This is a genomic window from Roseibium sp. JB4-4 (assembly GCF_055693425.1).
In genome coordinates this window covers 2,953,561-2,969,526 of record NZ_CM146333.1, presented here as the reverse complement: position 1 = coordinate 2,969,526, position 15,966 = coordinate 2,953,561, and the positions used below count along the sequence as shown (strand labels likewise).

The 15,966-nt window shown below is 54.6% G+C and carries 17 protein-coding genes and 1 other RNA gene; 12 read left to right on the top strand and 6 right to left on the bottom strand.

Features of this window, described 5'->3' with window-relative positions:
* The first annotated feature begins 21 nt into the window (after nt 1-21).
* Genes ACZ1HV_RS13900 through ACZ1HV_RS13890 form a run of 3 tightly spaced genes read left to right on the top strand, consistent with a single transcriptional unit; the run spans nt 22 to nt 4,054 of the window.
* Nucleotides 22-1,146 carry a microcin C ABC transporter permease YejB gene (locus ACZ1HV_RS13900; protein WP_298985131.1) on the top strand — a complete coding sequence of 375 codons (1,125 nt, stop codon included), beginning with the start codon at nt 22-24 and terminating at the stop codon, nt 1,144-1,146.
* Between the two features lie 3 nt (nt 1,147-1,149).
* Nucleotides 1,150-2,409 carry an ABC transporter permease gene (locus tag ACZ1HV_RS13895; protein ID WP_298985129.1) on the top strand — a complete coding sequence of 420 codons (1,260 nt, stop codon included), beginning with the start codon at nt 1,150-1,152 and terminating at the stop codon, nt 2,407-2,409.
* 13 nt (nt 2,410-2,422) lie between these two features.
* Nucleotides 2,423-4,054, top strand: coding sequence for an ABC transporter ATP-binding protein (locus ACZ1HV_RS13890; RefSeq protein WP_472715495.1), 1,632 nt, complete (start codon nt 2,423-2,425; stop codon nt 4,052-4,054).
* 23 nt (nt 4,055-4,077) lie between these two features.
* Here the strand turns inward: ACZ1HV_RS13890 and ACZ1HV_RS13885 are convergent, their stop codons facing one another.
* The 5 genes from ACZ1HV_RS13885 to ACZ1HV_RS13865 form a co-directional block, all read right to left on the bottom strand.
* Entirely contained in the window at nt 4,078-4,692 is a 615-nt protein-coding gene (locus tag ACZ1HV_RS13885) for a hypothetical protein (protein WP_472715494.1), read from the bottom strand.
* Between the two features lie 185 nt (nt 4,693-4,877).
* Entirely contained in the window at nt 4,878-6,086 is a 1,209-nt protein-coding gene (locus tag ACZ1HV_RS13880) for a lytic murein transglycosylase (protein WP_298962502.1), read from the bottom strand.
* A 70-nt stretch (nt 6,087-6,156) separates the two neighbouring features.
* The gene (locus tag ACZ1HV_RS13875; RefSeq protein ID WP_298985122.1) at nt 6,157-6,735 is read right to left on the bottom strand and encodes a histidine phosphatase family protein; all 579 of its coding nucleotides are present in this window, start codon (nt 6,733-6,735) and stop codon (nt 6,157-6,159) included.
* Complete coding sequence (gene nudC / locus ACZ1HV_RS13870) at nt 6,735-7,679, bottom strand: NAD(+) diphosphatase (RefSeq protein WP_472718380.1); 945 nt, start codon at nt 7,677-7,679, stop codon at nt 6,735-6,737. Before nudC ends, ACZ1HV_RS13875 begins: the two co-directional genes overlap by 1 nt.
* A gap of 101 nt (nt 7,680-7,780) precedes the next feature.
* On the bottom strand, nt 7,781-8,200 hold the full coding sequence (locus tag ACZ1HV_RS13865; protein WP_472718379.1) for an HIT domain-containing protein: 420 nt from the start codon (nt 8,198-8,200) through the stop codon (nt 7,781-7,783).
* A gap of 159 nt (nt 8,201-8,359) precedes the next feature.
* On the opposite strand from ACZ1HV_RS13865, the gene ACZ1HV_RS13860 reads away from it, so the two are divergent.
* The 9 genes from ACZ1HV_RS13860 (at nt 8,360) to ACZ1HV_RS13820 (ending at nt 14,984) form a co-directional block, all read left to right on the top strand.
* The gene (locus ACZ1HV_RS13860) at nt 8,360-8,992 is read left to right on the top strand and encodes a LysE family translocator (protein WP_472718446.1); all 633 of its coding nucleotides are present in this window, start codon (nt 8,360-8,362) and stop codon (nt 8,990-8,992) included.
* Nucleotides 8,993-9,078: 86 nt separating this feature from the next.
* An RNA gene (ffs, locus tag ACZ1HV_RS13855) (signal recognition particle sRNA small type) lies at nt 9,079-9,176 on the top strand.
* 159 nt (nt 9,177-9,335) lie between these two features.
* A complete protein-coding gene (locus tag ACZ1HV_RS13850) occupies nt 9,336-9,596 on the top strand; it encodes a hypothetical protein (protein ID WP_298818756.1) in 261 nt (86 codons plus the stop codon).
* Complete coding sequence (locus tag ACZ1HV_RS13845) at nt 9,586-9,882, top strand: hypothetical protein (protein WP_472718378.1); 297 nt, start codon at nt 9,586-9,588, stop codon at nt 9,880-9,882. Before ACZ1HV_RS13850 ends, ACZ1HV_RS13845 begins: the two co-directional genes overlap by 11 nt.
* A 199-nt stretch (nt 9,883-10,081) precedes the next feature.
* Nucleotides 10,082-12,040 carry a DNA polymerase III subunit gamma/tau gene (locus ACZ1HV_RS13840; protein WP_472718377.1) on the top strand — a complete coding sequence of 653 codons (1,959 nt, stop codon included), beginning with the start codon at nt 10,082-10,084 and terminating at the stop codon, nt 12,038-12,040.
* A complete protein-coding gene (locus ACZ1HV_RS13835; protein WP_298962407.1) occupies nt 12,024-12,272 on the top strand; it encodes a hypothetical protein in 249 nt (82 codons plus the stop codon). Before ACZ1HV_RS13840 ends, ACZ1HV_RS13835 begins: the two co-directional genes overlap by 17 nt.
* 208 nt (nt 12,273-12,480) lie before the next feature.
* A complete protein-coding gene (locus tag ACZ1HV_RS13830) occupies nt 12,481-12,786 on the top strand; it encodes a YbaB/EbfC family nucleoid-associated protein (RefSeq protein WP_298819153.1) in 306 nt (101 codons plus the stop codon).
* 19 nt (nt 12,787-12,805) lie between these two features.
* Complete coding sequence (recR, locus tag ACZ1HV_RS13825) at nt 12,806-13,414, top strand: recombination mediator RecR (RefSeq protein WP_298818764.1); 609 nt, start codon at nt 12,806-12,808, stop codon at nt 13,412-13,414.
* A gap of 409 nt (nt 13,415-13,823) precedes the next feature.
* The gene (locus ACZ1HV_RS13820; RefSeq protein ID WP_472718376.1) at nt 13,824-14,984 is read left to right on the top strand and encodes a hypothetical protein; all 1,161 of its coding nucleotides are present in this window, start codon (nt 13,824-13,826) and stop codon (nt 14,982-14,984) included.
* Between the two features lie 16 nt (nt 14,985-15,000).
* Here ACZ1HV_RS13820 and ACZ1HV_RS13815 read toward each other — a convergent pair whose 3' ends face one another.
* Complete coding sequence (locus ACZ1HV_RS13815) at nt 15,001-15,696, bottom strand: hypothetical protein (protein WP_472718375.1); 696 nt, start codon at nt 15,694-15,696, stop codon at nt 15,001-15,003.
* Nucleotides 15,697-15,966: the final 270 nt, after the last annotated feature.

The following is a 15,966-nucleotide window of genomic DNA, read 5'->3' as shown; positions in this document are numbered from 1 at the left end:
TAAAGGGAATGCACGTAATCCATGGGCGCCTATATTCTCCGCCGATTGCTGCTCATGATACCGACGCTGGTCGGAATCATGGCGATAAATTTCGTGATAATCCAGTTCGCGCCGGGAGGCCCGGTTGAGCGTGTCATAGCGCAGCTTCAGGGAACCGACGTTTCGGCCACTTCACGGATTAGCGGCGGCGGCAGCGATATGCTCGGTGGCGGGAACGATTCTTCCGGTGGCAGCGGCGCTGCATCGGCCGACGCAGTCAGTTCCAAATATCGGGGCGCTCAAGGTCTTGATCCGGAATTCATCGCTGAACTGGAAGCGCAATTCGGCTTTGACAAACCGCCATTTGAGCGGTTCTTGACCATGCTCTGGAACTATGCGCGGTTCGATTTCGGCGAGAGTTATTTCAGGGATATCCGCATTATCGACCTGATTGCCGAAAAACTGCCCGTCTCGATTTCGCTCGGTCTCTGGATGACGTTGATTTCCTACCTTGTGTCGATCCCGCTCGGTATCCGCAAGGCGGTCAGTGACGGATCAAGGTTCGATGTCTGGACGTCAGGTGTCGTGGTTGTCGCCTACGCCATCCCGGGGTTTCTCTTCGCTGTTCTCCTGATCGTGCTGTTCGCCGGCGGATCCTTCTGGGACATCTTCCCGCTGCGAGGGTTGGTGTCGGACAATTGGGAATCTCTCTCCTGGCCAGCCCGGATTGCGGACTATTTCTGGCACTTGGCGCTACCGCTCACGGCCATGGTGCTGTCTGCATTCGCAACAACGACGCTTCTGACCAAGAACTCCTTCCTGGACGAAATCCGCAAGCAATATGTCATCACTGCCAAGGCCAAGGGATTGAATGAAAGTCAGGTGCTTTACGGGCATGTGTTCCGGAACGCGATGCTGATCGTCGTTGCCGGTTTTCCTGGCGCATTCATCTCTTCATTCTTTGCTGGCTCATTGCTGATTGAGACAATCTTCTCGCTCGATGGCTTGGGTCTGCTTGGATTTGAATCGGTGATCAACCGCGACTACGCCGTCGTCTTTGCAACACTCTATATCTTCTCGCTGATGGGACTTCTGGTGAACCTCATTTCCGATCTCACCTACACCTGGATCGATCCCCGGATCGATTTCGAAAGCAGGGAGGTCTGAGCCATGTCATCCGATCATAGCAACGACACAGGTGGCAGCTTCGATATCGGCGATTCCCGAAGCGAGGCAGTGGCCTACGAGCCGGCGATAGAAGCAGCTTTTGTCGAGACGGATCATGAACCGGTCACCGAACACAACGACACTGCGGACCTCGTTCCCTATACTGCTTCACGCATTTCACCCATCAATCGCCGCCGTCTTCAGAATTTCAAGGCCAACCGAAGGGGCTTTTGGTCGCTTTGGATTTTCCTGGTGCTGTTTTCAATGGCGATGCTGGCGGAATTTCTAACCAACGAACGCCCCATTCTGGTGTCCTACAAGGGTGAACTGCTCGCGCCAGTATTCGTCGACTATCCGGAAGAAAAGTTCGGTGGTTTTTTGGCCGTAACCGACTACAGGGATCCCTTCATTCAGGAAGAAATTGCGGCGAATGGCTGGATGCTCTGGCCGCCTGTTCGCTACAATCATCGGTCCGTGAACCGCAACATTCCGATCCCTGCCCCGGCGCCGCCGTCCTGGACCATGAACAAGGAAGAGCGGTGCGCCCGTTACCCAATGGGAGCGGATGATCCGAACTGCGTCATTGGCAACTGGAACTGGCTCGGCACCGATGATCAGGGCCGTGATGTGCTCGCCCGGATGGTCTATGGCTTCCGGATTTCCGTCCTCTTCGGTCTTGCCCTGACGCTCGCTTCTTCCGTCATCGGCATCGCCGCCGGTGCAGTCCAGGGGTATTACGGCGGCTGGGTCGATCTCGGTTTCCAGCGCTTTATCGAAATCTGGACCGCAATTCCGACCCTTTACCTGATCCTGATCGTGTCTTCGTTCCTGGTTCCGGGATTCTGGACACTCTTTTTCATACTGCTCGCTTTCTCCTGGGTGGCGCTGGTCGGCGTTGTCAGGGCCGAATTCCTGCGGGGTCGAAATCTGGAATTCGTGTCCGCGGCAAGAGCGCTAGGAGTGTCCAATCCGGTCATCATGTGGCGGCACCTGCTCCCCAATGCGATGGTCGCAACGCTTACATTCATGCCGTTTATTCTCAATGGCTCGATTTCGACCCTTACGGCGCTGGATTTTCTGGGATTCGGGTTACCGCCCGGGTCGGCTTCGCTTGGTGAATTGTTGGCACAGGGTAAGAACAATCTTCAGGCCCCCTGGCTCGGCATTACCGGCTTCGTGGTGATTTCGCTGATGCTCAGCCTTCTGATCTTCATCGGCGAGGCCGTGCGCGATGCATTCGATCCGCGCAAGAGCATGGGTTAAGGAGGAAACGGCAATGACAAAAGAAACCCTCCTTTCAGTCCAAGACCTGTCCGTAGCCTTCACGCAAGGCAAACGCCAGACCCTCGCAGTCGACCGGATCTCGTTTGACCTCAAGAAGGGTGAGACCGTCGCTCTGGTTGGTGAGAGTGGGTCCGGCAAGTCCGTGTCCGCCCAATCGGTTTTGCGCCTGTTACCCTATCCGACCGCATCCCATCCTTCTGGGAAAATCATGATGAATGGTGTGGATCTGCTACAGGCAAATGAGGAAAAACTTCGCGAAGTGCGCGGCAATGGCGTCTCGATGATTTTTCAAGAGCCGATGACGTCTCTCAACCCGCTTCATCCGGTGGAAAAGCAGGTCTCCGAAATCCTGAAGATCCACCGTGGCATGAGTGACACCAAAGCGCGTGAACGTGTTCTTGAGCTGTTGAACCAGGTCGGCATCCGGGAGCCGGAAAAACGCCTGAAATCCTATCCGCATCAGCTATCGGGCGGCCAGCGCCAGCGCGTCATGATCGCCATGGCGCTCGCCAACGAGCCGGATCTCTTGATTGCCGACGAGCCGACCACGGCGCTTGATGTGACGGTTCAGGCTCAGATCCTGGAACTCCTGCAGAACCTTCAGAAGAAGCAGGGCATGGCCATGCTTTTCATCACTCATGATCTGGGGATCGTGAGAAAGTTCGCCGACCGTGTATGCGTGATGACCAAGGGTAAAATCGTCGAGCAGGGGCCGGTTGCTGACATTTTCGACAAGCCACAACATGACTATACGAAACACCTCCTGGCGGCAGAACCGAAAGGGGACCCGCCGGCAACCGACAAGGACAAGCCGATTGTGGTTCAGGCTGACAACCTGAAGGTCTGGTTTCCTGTAAAGCGCGGCCTGTTGCGAAAGACCGTCGATCACATCAAGGCCGTTGACGGTATCGACATCACCGTGCGTCAAGGACAGACACTCGGGATTGTCGGCGAAAGCGGATCCGGCAAGACGACGCTCGGACTGGCGATCCTGCGCATGATATCTTCTACCGGCCGCATCGCGTTTAACGGCAACGAGATCCAGACCAACTCCTGGAAGGAAATGCGGCCCCTCCGGCGGGACATGCAGATCGTGTTTCAGGATCCCTTTGGCGCTCTAAGTCCACGCATGTCCGTTGCCGACATTGTAGGCGAGGGCCTGCTGGTTCATTTCCCGGACATTTCGCCAGAAGAACGCGACCGAAAGGTGGCCAATGCTTTGGAGGAAGTTGGCCTTGATGCGTCCACGCGCCACCGTTACCCGCACGAGTTTTCCGGTGGTCAGCGGCAGCGGATATCAATCGCCAGGGCCATGGTCCTGGAGCCCAAATTCGTGATGCTTGATGAACCGACATCGGCATTGGACATGAGTGTACAGGCACAGGTCGTCGATCTCCTGAGGGACCTGCAAAAGGCTCATGGTCTCGCTTACCTGTTCATTTCACACGATCTGAAGGTCGTTCGTGCGCTTGCCAACGAAGTTGTCGTGATGCGCCAGGGAAAGGTTGTGGAATCCGGCTCGTCAGAGCAGATATTCGACGCTCCCCAAACCGACTATACAAAGGCGCTTATGGCTGCAGCCTTCCGCTTGGAGACGGCTCCGGAAGGCGTGGTTGGTGTTTGAACCAACAACGCCTGAAATCCAGATCAGTGACAGGGTTTGATCGGATCGTCCTGTTGGACACCTGGTTTGGAAGGCACATTTCTCAAGTCATAGTCCGAAGCAAGGACAACGAACTCTGGAAGCTCCGACGTTTTCAGATAGGTTGAGATCAACATTTGTCCGTTGTCCTCCGGATCTACCTTGCAACCGGCGACGTCGATCATCAACGATCCGCTGATGGCATTCCGCCTCGATTCAGGCAATGAAAGAAACTTTGCCTGCAGGGATCGCAATTCGTCGATCTGAACTTCGGGAATGCGGAAAATCGAAACGGTCTCATCCTGGTCGTGATGAAATTGTTCTGCAGACTTGGCGGGCAGTGAAGTTCTTGTCAGAAATATCTCTTTTTGTTTCAAAACGCGTCCGGTCGATTTCTCTCGCATGACGACTTTCATGCGAGCACCATTCACCGGGACTTTCAGCCTTTGCGAATGCTGAACCGCAATCAGGAAATGCTCCGGATCGGTCTTGGCGGGGTTGAAAGCGTCAAGGTCGGCGCTGTGGGCAAGGCCGGTCTTACCCAGTAACACCAAAAAAGCAACAAACAGGGATTTCAGGCACGGCGACAGGATCGCGCGCTGGAGCATTGGTCCAAACATTCGAGAAACTCCATTCTGGTAATGGAGGTAATTAATTATCGTAAAACAATAAAAAATGAAAGCAAAAAGTCATAATTCGCAAGCACGACACTATGTGTGCCGTGCTTGCGATGCAAAGCCTCGTCGCTTCCTGATAAGTCAGGCTTGCCGCATCAGCTGAATGTTGGCGGTTGGATTTCAGGCCCTTAACCGACCCAGCACGTGGCAAAAAAACCGTTCTTTTCCTGATCCTTGCCGATCGAACGCCGTGTCTTGAAACCGATCAAACCATCAGCGCCGCCGACATCGTGGCCAAGGCCCTCCAGGCGCTGTTGCAGGTTTCGAACTGCGCCACGTGTGGTTTCTTTCATTGGCTTCCATGATCCTGCGAAAGCTTTGTTGCTGCCATAGCGGTCGGCAAGGTGGCCAACGAACAGGGCATAGGTATCGCTCTCGTTGTATTCCTTGATCACATAGAAATTTTCGGTCGCAATGAAGGCTGGCCCATACCGGCCTGCCGGCAACAGGATGTTACCCGGCTTGTTCAATTCATGATCCGGGAATGGCCGTCCGCTGACACGTTTGACGCCTTCACGCACAAAAGCGGAAATTTTTTGCCGGTTGTCCGGACCCTCGCGCGTACAGGAGACGTTTTCCGGCAAGACAACCTCATAGCCCCAGTCCCGGCCCTTTGCCCAGCCGTGTTCTGCAAGGTAATTCGCGATCGAAGCCATCGTGTCGACCTGTGATGTCCAGATATTGCGCTTACCGTCGCCGTCGAAATCGACGGCATATTTCAGATAAGACGATGGCAGGAACTGCGGCTGCCCCATGGCTCCACCCCAGGAGCTTTTCATCGCACGCCTTGAAATGTCGCCGTTCTGCAAGATCCTGAGCGCGGCAATTACCTCCCCTTTGAAAAAATCCGGCCGCTGACCCATGAAAGCCTGCGTGGCGACAACCCGCAGGGCATCGTGAGGGATTTTAGCTCCACCATAGCCCGATTCACGTGCCCAGATTGCCAGGATGATGCGCTTGGGAACGCCATATCGCGCCTCGATCCGCTGAAGTGCGGATGCGTGTTTCTGCATGAGGCTGCGCCCGCCCGGCACAAGTGAATTGAACTGGCTGTCTCTGAAGTAACGCGAAGGCGTTCGGAACTCCGCCTGGAAATTGACTTTCGGAGGCGCGCCCTTGCCACCAGGGCCAACCAGACCCGGAAGTGACGTATCCGGAGCGAGACCGGACAACTCCCTGTCGAGTGTTGCCTGTGAAACACCCGCCTTTCGCGCGGCCGGAATAATTTCACTTTGCAGAAATTGCCGGAACTGGCTGTCGTATTTGCCCGCTGAAGCTGGCAATGATTGACTGCCGAAAATCAAGATGGCGGCAAGTAGAAAGGGCAACGGGCGGATCACAGGCAGGCTCCACAGTCTTAAATCAGCGCTGCAGCCTATCACGATCCGGGGCCAGGACCGACCGACTTTAGAGCTCTGTCCAGCCCAAATGCCGTCCTTCCTGGCTGCTCAGCCAGTCTTTTTCGAAACGGTACCAGCAACCGCCGCGTTTCTGGTCAAAGTGCCTTGAGATTGGAGTTGCCATCAAATGGCACATCAAGAGTGTCCCGACAGCTCCGTGACCGGTAAAAAGCACCGGCTGGTCGTCAGGGATGTGTCGCAACGCGCTGCGAACGCCGTTCACGATGCGATCCTGCGCGTCAATAGCTCTTTCCCATCCTCGAATGGACGCCGCAGGGTTGGCAAAAAAAGCATCCGCTGTCTCTTCAAATTCCTCGGGGGGAAGAAAGCCGGTGGCGCTGCGGTCGTTCTCGTGCAGAAACTGCAATACACGGTGAAAAACATTCAGACGGCCCGAAAACACCTGCGCGGTTTCAACAGCCTTGACCTCGGCGCTCGAAATCACCTGTTTGATCTCTTTGGCAAACGGCAAAAAGGTCGCTTTTCCCGCGCGTTCACGGCCGACGTCGGACAGGCCCCATTCGGGAACGGGGACGTCGGGATCGATTTTCACTTCAGGATGGGTCAGGTAAACGCACCAGGTCATCAGATTACTCCATCGAGCCAGCCAATGATGAGCTCATAGGCGATCGAAATAGACGGCGGTATCTTGTGCTCTTCAGGGTGAGTGCCGGCAACCATTTGACGGACTTCCTCACGACTGCACCACTTGCATGCTTCCAACTCATCGTCTTCAATTTCGATTTCGAAAGTGTTTGCAGTGCCGATACATCCAAGCATCAGGTTTGCCGGAAACGGCCAGGGTTGATTGGAGATCAGCTGAACATCGCCCACGACTATGCCGGATTCTTCGAGCGTTTCGCGTCGCACGGCCTGTTCGATTGTTTCGCCAGGCTCCATGAAACCGGCAAGGGTCGTATATATCCCTTCCGGAAGCCGTGCGGGCCGACCGAGCAAGGCACGGTCCCCATCGGTGATCAGCATGATCACGCAAGGGTCAGTGCGCGGAAAATGCGGTGCGCCACAGGTTGGACAATCGCGACGGTATCCAGCTTCTGCCATGACTGATTTCTCACCACAGCTGGAACAAAAGCGGTGCGTGCGATGCCAGTGAATAAGAGCTCTTGCCTGTGCAAGGGCACCAAGGTCTTCAGGCGACAATAGGTTTTTCAGCGCAAGATTTCTCAAGTCGATCGACTGAAGGCCTGGTCGCTCCGACAGGTCATCGTCAGTATGTGGGACGGTGGTTGCAAATACGGCTTGACCGTTTTCAGGCCTTAACCCGAGGAACACCATCTCCTTGGTTTCCGCTCCCAAAGCGACGGCCTCGGAAAGGCTGTGGCCGATCGATTGGATGTCATCGCCCCTGAAGACCAGAGTCTTGTCCGTCGACAGGACAAATTGCGTGTCCGGTCTTTGCAACAGCCCGTCGATATAAGCTTTGTCACCTCGTTTCGTGGATTGCCGGTCAAGTGTGTTGCCGAGAAAACTCATCTCCATCGGTTGGAGACCGGCAGCGGGCGCGCGCATCTAGTATTCCTTGAAAAGGTGAAGGCAGGATGATCGATGCCTGACACTAAGTCGGTGGTTGGGTGCTGTCCAGCGCTAGCCCTGTTCGTGGCTTGTTCAATTCAAGCCGTGGCATCGGCCAGCGCGCGCCGGAGGTCCGCAATCAGGCTGTCCGCCTTCTCAGGCTCATAAGGGATTGAAGGCACAGCACCCCAGACGGGCCCTGGCCAGGCCGGATCTGCTCTAAATCGGGCAATCACGTGAATATGCAATTGCGATACCTGGTTGCCAAGCGCACCGACATTGAGCTTCTCGCAGTCTGTAGCCACCCTCAGGGCCATGCTGGTCATTGCGATTTCGCGCATCAGCTGTTGCTGGTCCTCAGCGGACAGGTCAATCAGTTCAACAAGATCGGCACCGCGGGGAACCAGCATAAGCCAGGGATAATTTGCGTCTTTCATCAGTCGAAGCTGGGACAGCGGCAAATCTTCAACGAAATAGCTGTCGCCTTCCAGGCGGGGATTGATGGCAAAAGAGGACATGATCTTGTTCCGTGAACACTGAAGCGGGGTTGCGCAATCCGCAGGTGGCGATGTCCCGGATTGCAATTCAACACCATAGAGCTAGATTGAATGCCATGTGAACCGGTCTTCCGCATTCTCAGCCAGAAAGACCTTGTCATCAGTCACTGGGCCTTTGTCATGTCATTGGAAACACTTTTAAGTTTTACGCTTGTTACCGCATTGCTGGTCATGTCGCCGGGCCCAAATGGTGTGCTGATTGCCAAGACGGTTCCGACATCAGGTCGTGCTGCCGCCTTTTCGAATGTCGGCGGTTTCGTGTCTGCGTTTTTCTTGCATGGATCCCTCTCGATCCTGGGGATCTCCGTTATCCTGGTGCACTCAGCCGAAGCCTTTTTCGTTGTTAAGATGGTTGGTGCTGCCTACCTCTTCTGGATTGGTCTGAAAGCATTGCGCGATGCGCTTTCCCGTAAGGTGATCGCATCGAAGGTTCAACCGGCGCGTAACAAACGCACGCTGGTTCGGGCCTTTGGCGAGGGCTTCCTCACAAATGCGCTCAATCCGAAGGTTTCGATGTTCTATCTGGCGGCCTTTCCGCAGTTCATTCCAGCTGGCGAGGGCGCGATAGCTGCGTCCATGATGCTTGTCGCGACGCATTCCCTGATCAACGCTGTCTGGTTCGGGGCCATGATCATGCTGCTTGCGAAAGTGAGCCGGGCGGCTGGCAATCCCTCATTTCAGCGGTGGCTCAAGGGTGTGACCGGTTTGGTGTTCATGGGATTTGGTCTGAAGCTGGCGACACTGCGTCCCTAATCCGTGGTTTCCATGAATTGCGTTGTTGAAAAAACATCTTTCCAGCCCTTGCCAAACCCCTGGGGGCATCTGATATAAGGCGCTCGGGAGGTTGGTGGTGGACGAGCCACTCGCCAACCGGGTCAGATCCGGAAGGAAGCAGCCCTAACGAGCCTCGGCACGGGTCGCCGTGCCAGCCTCCCACCCATTTCAGCCACAAGATGGCTGCAGGTAACACCGCCCTTTGGAGCGGTGTTTTTTTGTGGCTGGTCTTCCTCGATCTCTCAATCTTTCCTGCAAGCTCACGCTCCAGAAGCGCGCGAAGCGTATTGACAAATAAGGTACCATTGTACCAAAGTAACAAATGAGCAAAAAGATTGAACGCGTTCAGACCGGTGTGCGTCTGGAGAAGAGGCTTCTCAAGGTTCTCAAAGGCCTTGCGGAGCATCTGGACATTTCTTTGGGCGATTTGATCGAAGGCATGGCGCTCCATTGCTTTGAAAACAAACCACCCTTTTCGAAAGAAACAATTGGCAAGATCCAACAGCTCAAAAGCGTTTACGATCTGGCGCTTTCGGCAGAGGACAGCCATAAACTCAAGGAAGGGTCGCGCGATGACAGATAGGGACTATCGCATCTTGGCCGATCGTTTTGAGGCGGAAACACTTGATGCGAGTGGCTTCAGCCATCTCGACCATATTGGCGTTGCCTGTCAGATGTTGCAGAGATACGATTTTCTGGACGCGGCGCGCACGTATTCCAGGGCATTGCGAGGCATTGCCAGCAAAGCAGGTGCGCCAGGCAAGTTCAATCTGACTGTCACCCTGGCTTTCTTGAGCCTTTTGTCGGAGCGAATGGCATCGACTCCCACCAAACCTTCGGCGAATTCATGGAGAAAAACACCGACCTGATGTCCAGGTCCTTGATGGGAAACTGGTACTCGCCAGACCGTTTGAACAGCAAGAACGCCAGGACCGTTTTCTTGATGCCAGACCGTTGCAGTGCTTGAGCTCACCATTGGGTCGGCTCACTGCTGGGTGCGACCTTCACACACAGAAATCTTTTCAATAAGCCGTCCATCTTTGCGAAAAAACCGCTATTGTGCGGCTCATGGATGAAACAGGTTTTCCGGAAGAGGCGGCCGGTGAAGCTCCCGGTCTGATCAGCGATAGCAGTGTGGCGCAACCCGCCGCGCAGGATGGCGCTTACCGTGTGCTCGCACGAAAGTATCGACCCAAGACCTTTGAGGATCTGGTTGGTCAGGAACCAATGGTTCAAACGCTTGAAAACGCGTTTGACACAGGCCGGATTGCCCAAGCCTGGATGCTGACAGGTGTGCGCGGTGTCGGAAAAACGACAACAGCGCGTATTCTCGCACGAGGGCTGAATTACGAAGTGCCCGGCGTCGCCGATCGGCCAACGGTAAAGCTCGATCAGGAAGGCACCCATTGCAAGGCGATCATGGAAGGACGCCATGTCGATGTGATCGAGATGGACGCCGCGTCCCATACCGGTATCAACGACATTCGCGAGATCATTGACGCTTCCCGATATCGTCCGGCCACAGCGCGTTACAAAGTCTATATCATCGACGAAGTCCACATGCTGTCCAATGCGGCTTTCAACGGTCTGCTCAAGACCCTCGAAGAACCGCCGGAACATGTGAAGTTCATTTTCGCGACCACCGAAATCCGCAAAGTTCCAATCACCGTTCTCTCCCGATGTCAGCGCTTTGATTTGCGTCGGATAGATCAGTCGAAACTGATCGGCCTTCTGAAGCGGATTTCTGATGCGGAAGGCATTCAGATTTCGGATGAGGCCTTGATGCTGATTGCCCGGGCAGGTGAAGGCTCTGCGCGCGATTCACTGTCTCTGCTGGATCAGGCGATGGCTCATGGTGGCGGTGCGATCGAAGCTGGTGACCTGCGTGAGATGCTCGGTCTGGCGGATAGGGCAAGGGTTATTGACCTCTTCGGGCACCTGATGAGCGGCGACATTGAAAGCGCGCTTGCAGAACTTCAAGCGCAGTATGATGTCGGAGCGGATCCGGCTATCGTGCTGACGGATCTCGCGGATTTCACCCATCTGGTGACGCGCATGAAGGTGGCGCCAAAGGCTGCCGACGAAGCTTCGGTAACCGAAGCAGAGCGTGGTCGCGGCCGTGAGTTCGCTGAAAAAATTTCCGTGCGCCTGTTGTCCCGGGCGTGGCAGATCCTGCTGAAAGGCGTGCAAGAGGTGCAGGCGGCATCGAAACCGCTCGCTGCCGCGGATATGGTGCTGGTACGATTGGCCTATGCTGTCGACCTGCCGGACCCTGGCGACCTGATGGCACAGATCAAGAATGGCAATAACCCGTTCGCAGGTGCAAGCGCTCCCAGCAGCGCCCCGTCGAGTGGCGGCGGTGGCCCAGGTGGCGGCGCTGGCCCAGGTGGCGGCAGTGGAACGGCGATGGCCGTTGGAGCTTCACATGGTTCAGGACCTGCCGGCGGTGGGCCCTCCATGCAGGCACGGCCGGCACAAATCTTGGGCCGGCCTCAACTAGCAGCAATCGAAGGCGGTTTGCCGAAAGCTGAAGTGCAGCCAATGGCCACACCCGAACCAAAGGTTTCGGCCGAACCGACCTACAGTCTGAAAAACCTGCGTGACTGTGTCGCTCTGGCTTCAGAAAAGCGCGATATCCCGATGAAGGTCGCCATCCAGCGGCAGATGCGGCTTGTCAAGTTCGAACCGGGCAAGATCGAAATTCAGCCAACGGAAGATGCGCCTGCCGATATCGCGGGCGAATTCGGCCGAAAGCTGCTGGAATGGACAGGCCAGAGATGGTTCGTGGTTGTCTCGCGCAATCAGGGCCGTCCAACCATTCATGAAGAGCAGGAAGCCAACCAGCAACAACTGCTGTCGGACGCCAAGTCCCATCCGACCGTCGCTGCTCTGCTTTCAGCATTCCCCGGGGCGAAGGTTGTCGACGTGAAGGTGCAGGTATCGGAAGAGGATGAAGCTGCTCTGGCCGATCCGATGGTTTCAGACCCCCTTTTAGGCGAGGCGCTTGGCGATGACGAAGACGATTGACGGCTCCGGTGATCTGGTGGCCAAGATGGCGAGAGATCACAAGATCAAATGGAATTTCATCTTCTTCTTCGTGACGGGGTTCGTCACGTTCCTGTCCATGTTTGTTATTTCCAGAAGCGGAATTGATGACTTCACCAAGTTCCTTGTTGTGCTGGCCATTATCGGTGTCTTCTTCTTCGTTGCGCTCTATCTCATCGCGAGGATCTTCTATCTTTGTTTCAAGGAGGCGTAGAAGCTGTTTTAGGTCGCCCGGAAACAGGCATTGAATAGTATCGGAGAGCACCTCTCGGACTTGATGCCACCCCACATCCGGTCGATGCTCGGGCAGTGAGTTGGGGCTGGTAATTCGCTGAACGTTCTTCTAAACGCTATCATCAAACGAAGCTCGCCGGTTCGGCACACATGCATATTCAAGGAGAGACCCCGTGGACTTCCTCAAGATGATGAAACAGGCCAAGCAGATGCAGGAGCAGATGGGTTCTCTGCAAGAGCAGATCGTCGACATAGAGGCGGTTGCTTCATCCGGCGGCGGCCTTGTCACTGTGACGCTCAACGGAAAAGGTGAGCTCAAAAGCCTGAAAATTGACCCTTCGATGCTGAAGGAAGAAGAAGCTGAAATTCTGGAAGACCTGATCATGGCAGCTCACACGGAAGCCAAGGCCAAGGTCGAGATCCTGATCCAGGAAAAGACCCAGGAGCTCATGGGTGGATTGGGTCTGCCCGCCGATATGAAGCTGCCGTTTTAAGAGACGGGGCAGGCAGCAAATGGCGCAGAAAAGTGTTGCGGGGCCGGAAATCGAGCGGTTGATCCAGCTGCTTGCAAAGTTGCCGGGCCTCGGACCGCGCTCGGCGCGCCGCGCAGCACTTCATCTCATCAAGAAAAAGGATCAGTTATTGGTCCCGCTGGCGGAGGCCATGGGCGTCGCGGTCAGCGAAATTGGCATCTGCAGCACCTGCGGAACGGTCGACACGTCGGACCCTTGCACCATCTGTGCTGATCCCAAACGCGATCAGTCGGTTCTGGTCGTTGTGGAAGATGTTGCTGATCTCTGGGCCCTGGAACGCGCCGGAGCTGTCAATGCCCGCTACCATGTACTTGGCGGTACTCTCTCTCCACTTGACGGGGTCGGTCCGGACGATCTCAACCTGGCGACCCTGATAGACCGCTGCGCAAACGAGCCTTTGGACGAGATCATCCTTGCGATCAACGCAACGGTAGAGGGCCAGACGACAGCCCACTACATCATGGATCAGCTTTCGCATCTTGAGGTCAATGTCACCCGGTTGGCACATGGAGTGCCGGTTGGTGGTGAACTCGACTATCTCGATGAGGGCACACTCACGCAGGCGCTGAAGGCCCGGACGCAATTCTGAGGTATGCGGACCTTCTCCAGCTGCCATTCGTCTTGTTCGGAGGTCCGGATTTCAATTCGAATTAGCCGTCTTCAGCGCGCAATCGGAAAATGAACGAAGCACGCCTTTGCGCAGCTTGAGAATCGCTTAGAGCAATCTGCTTGTATTCACGAATTTTTGTTCAACGCTGCAAGATTTACTAATACATTTCGTTTTTTTCCGGCGTCTTAGAGCTTGTATATCGGCGTGAATTCTGATCCTTTTTCAGTATTAAAGTCTGATAATCAACAGTTGTATCTTTTTGAAAGGTCACTGCTTCTGATTTAACTCCGCACACAGGGTTTAAGGGGATTTTTTCTCTACTTTTTCTTGTAAGGAGCATGCCGGAATTTTACGGCAGATTTGGTGACTATTTGTTTGAGGTTTTTCGGTGAGCAAAGACACATTCGCGGATGTTTGGGCCGGATTTACGGTCGGCGGCGCAAACGCTTCATTTATCCTCGGTGGATCGGGGACAGCATGTGCCCTGTGGAGCCTTTCAGGAAAACGGGACCGGCTGGATGCACTGATAGTCGGCGCAAGAGTGGGAGCAATGGCTCAAGCGCATCTGGAAGCTCCCTCGCTTGTGTTTGTGCGCGGTGTTCGAGACTTCGAACACTTCAAGTCACTCAGCCTCAGCGATGGCGGTTATGACTGGCAAGCGTCGCTAGGCACGGAGTGGATTTCAAAGAAGAAAGTTGAAATGGCAGCTGGCCTGACCACTTTGATGCCAAAGCTCAGGCCCATCATAAGTGCATATTTAAAGAACCAGGAAAACATTGAGCAAATAGCGGGTTCGAACGAATTCAAGACCGCGTTCAACATCCTTGTTGGCGAGTCGGAAAACCTACTCGACAAGGACTATCTGAAAAATCGCGATCCTCAAAAGTACTACATTTTTCCGTGCCTTCCGAGTCTTGGAGCAGGTGTCGGGTTTTGGTACGAAAAGACAAAGCTGATCCCGTTTGGAACGCAAAACGCCTGGTATTACGCAAAACCGAAATGGCGCCTGACGCCATCCTCGGGCAATGAACTCATTCTGCAGATTGAAGGCATTCCAGAACCGGACGGCACCGACTTCAACGTGGCCATACGTATAGATGAATGGGGATATGATCCTCGGATCCGTTTCAAGCAGGAAGAAGTCAAATTTACCGGGTCAGATCCGAAAGATCCGCGGAATCTTACCAAGAAAGACCGGACGGGAGAGCTCTTGCCAGCGACAGTGCAACTGGGACGAATGAAAGCGTCTGCCAGAACGACAGCTGCCATGATCCCCAGCCGCAAAAGCCGGACAATCGGGTTCGGCCTTGTTTTGACAAACTCTCAAACAGCAGGTGTTTACGAGCAGGGCTATGCCATTGGTGGCGCGGTCGCCAAGCGGGATCTCGATTACAAGACGATCAAGATCGGCATTGATATCATCAAGGGCGGCTATCCGGTCTGGCAGTCCAAGGAATACGTTAAGGTCTCAACGGACACGCACGGTGAAATCGCCGGTCTGGCGATCGACAAATCCGATCCGAAAGGCAAATGGGACTGGCGAGAGTAGTTCTCGGCGTATTCAGTCAGTTTGAGCCTGCAAAAATCGGAATGGATTTGGTAATCACAACCTTGCTGGTCGTATAGGATCCCTTCGGGCGGATTTTCCAGTAGGCGCGATCCCGTTGGCTGGACTTGGGCTCCTGCACAATTTCATAAACCCGGTCAAAGTCGACACCCTTCTTTGAACTGGCCGATTGCGCCACGTAGAGGGTGCTGCCGTATTGTTCCCAGCACTCCACGATAGCAATGTGTGACTTGTTCCCGGGATTTCGACGAACCTTCGCATTACCGCCTTCAACATCGGCCCAAAGGATGGCGTTGTCATATTTGATATCATCGACGGATCTGGCAACATCGGCAATGAATTTGTACTTCGGAATATATGTCACCATCTTTTGAAATTGGCCGAGAGCGATCAGATAGCTACTGACGAAGCCAACGCAGTCCATGCCGAAATTTGCCCAGGCCCATTGCGGCAACTCGCCAATAGTTTTGTATTTGCTTTCGACAGCGAGGCAACACAGCAGGGAAATTTCCTCCGGCATGCCTTGGCCTGCAAAACAGGAGACGACGCGGGCCAGACAGGTGCGGGTCCATTCTCCTGCTTGTTGATAGTCGCTTCCTGGCTGGTCGCAGAATTTTCGGACAACCCTGAGAAGCGCGTTGCATTCGGCTTTGCGTGCACTCGTGTAGTTGGATCGGTATCCATTCACCGCCACCCGAATAACCGAGTTGCCGACGGGGACAGGCAAAGATTTGTAATGACTGCCATAATCTGCGGGGTACATATTCGAGTGGTGTTGAAAGAACGAGGTTTGCAGATAGGACAGTGCGGGATGTTTCCAAAATTCCTGCATAGGGTTCAGCCTTGAGTGGTTTGCTGGAACAATTTGGCCCACATCAAGTGTCTTTTTTGACGAGGCTGGCGTAACTATATGAATTATAAGTATTTTGACGGTTTTCTAAGCATTGACTAACTATCACCGCAC

What these genes read in the sequence shown, in the direction of transcription:
- nudC (WP_472718380.1), bottom strand. Translation starts at nt 7,679, where the DNA reads ATGCGCGCGCCCGCTGCCGGTCTCCAACCGATGGAGATGAGTTTTCTC.
- ACZ1HV_RS13890 (WP_472715495.1), top strand. Translation starts at nt 2,423, where the DNA reads ATGACAAAAGAAACCCTCCTTTCAGTCCAAGACCTGTCCGTAGCCTTC.
- ACZ1HV_RS13860 (WP_472718446.1), top strand. Translation starts at nt 8,360, where the DNA reads ATGTCATTGGAAACACTTTTAAGTTTTACGCTTGTTACCGCATTGCTG.
- ACZ1HV_RS13845 (WP_472718378.1), top strand. Translation starts at nt 9,586, where the DNA reads ATGACAGATAGGGACTATCGCATCTTGGCCGATCGTTTTGAGGCGGAA.
- recR (WP_298818764.1), top strand. Translation starts at nt 12,806, where the DNA reads ATGGCGCAGAAAAGTGTTGCGGGGCCGGAAATCGAGCGGTTGATCCAG.
- ACZ1HV_RS13850 (WP_298818756.1), top strand. Translation starts at nt 9,336, where the DNA reads ATGAGCAAAAAGATTGAACGCGTTCAGACCGGTGTGCGTCTGGAGAAG.
- ACZ1HV_RS13865 (WP_472718379.1), bottom strand. Translation starts at nt 8,200, where the DNA reads ATGTCCTCTTTTGCCATCAATCCCCGCCTGGAAGGCGACAGCTATTTC.
- ACZ1HV_RS13900 (WP_298985131.1), top strand. Translation starts at nt 22, where the DNA reads ATGGGCGCCTATATTCTCCGCCGATTGCTGCTCATGATACCGACGCTG.
- ACZ1HV_RS13875 (WP_298985122.1), bottom strand. Translation starts at nt 6,735, where the DNA reads ATGACCTGGTGCGTTTACCTGACCCATCCTGAAGTGAAAATCGATCCC.
- ACZ1HV_RS13840 (WP_472718377.1), top strand. Translation starts at nt 10,082, where the DNA reads ATGGATGAAACAGGTTTTCCGGAAGAGGCGGCCGGTGAAGCTCCCGGT.
- ACZ1HV_RS13885 (WP_472715494.1), bottom strand. Translation starts at nt 4,692, where the DNA reads ATGTTTGGACCAATGCTCCAGCGCGCGATCCTGTCGCCGTGCCTGAAA.
- ACZ1HV_RS13830 (WP_298819153.1), top strand. Translation starts at nt 12,481, where the DNA reads ATGATGAAACAGGCCAAGCAGATGCAGGAGCAGATGGGTTCTCTGCAA.
- ACZ1HV_RS13895 (WP_298985129.1), top strand. Translation starts at nt 1,150, where the DNA reads ATGTCATCCGATCATAGCAACGACACAGGTGGCAGCTTCGATATCGGC.
- ACZ1HV_RS13835 (WP_298962407.1), top strand. Translation starts at nt 12,024, where the DNA reads ATGACGAAGACGATTGACGGCTCCGGTGATCTGGTGGCCAAGATGGCG.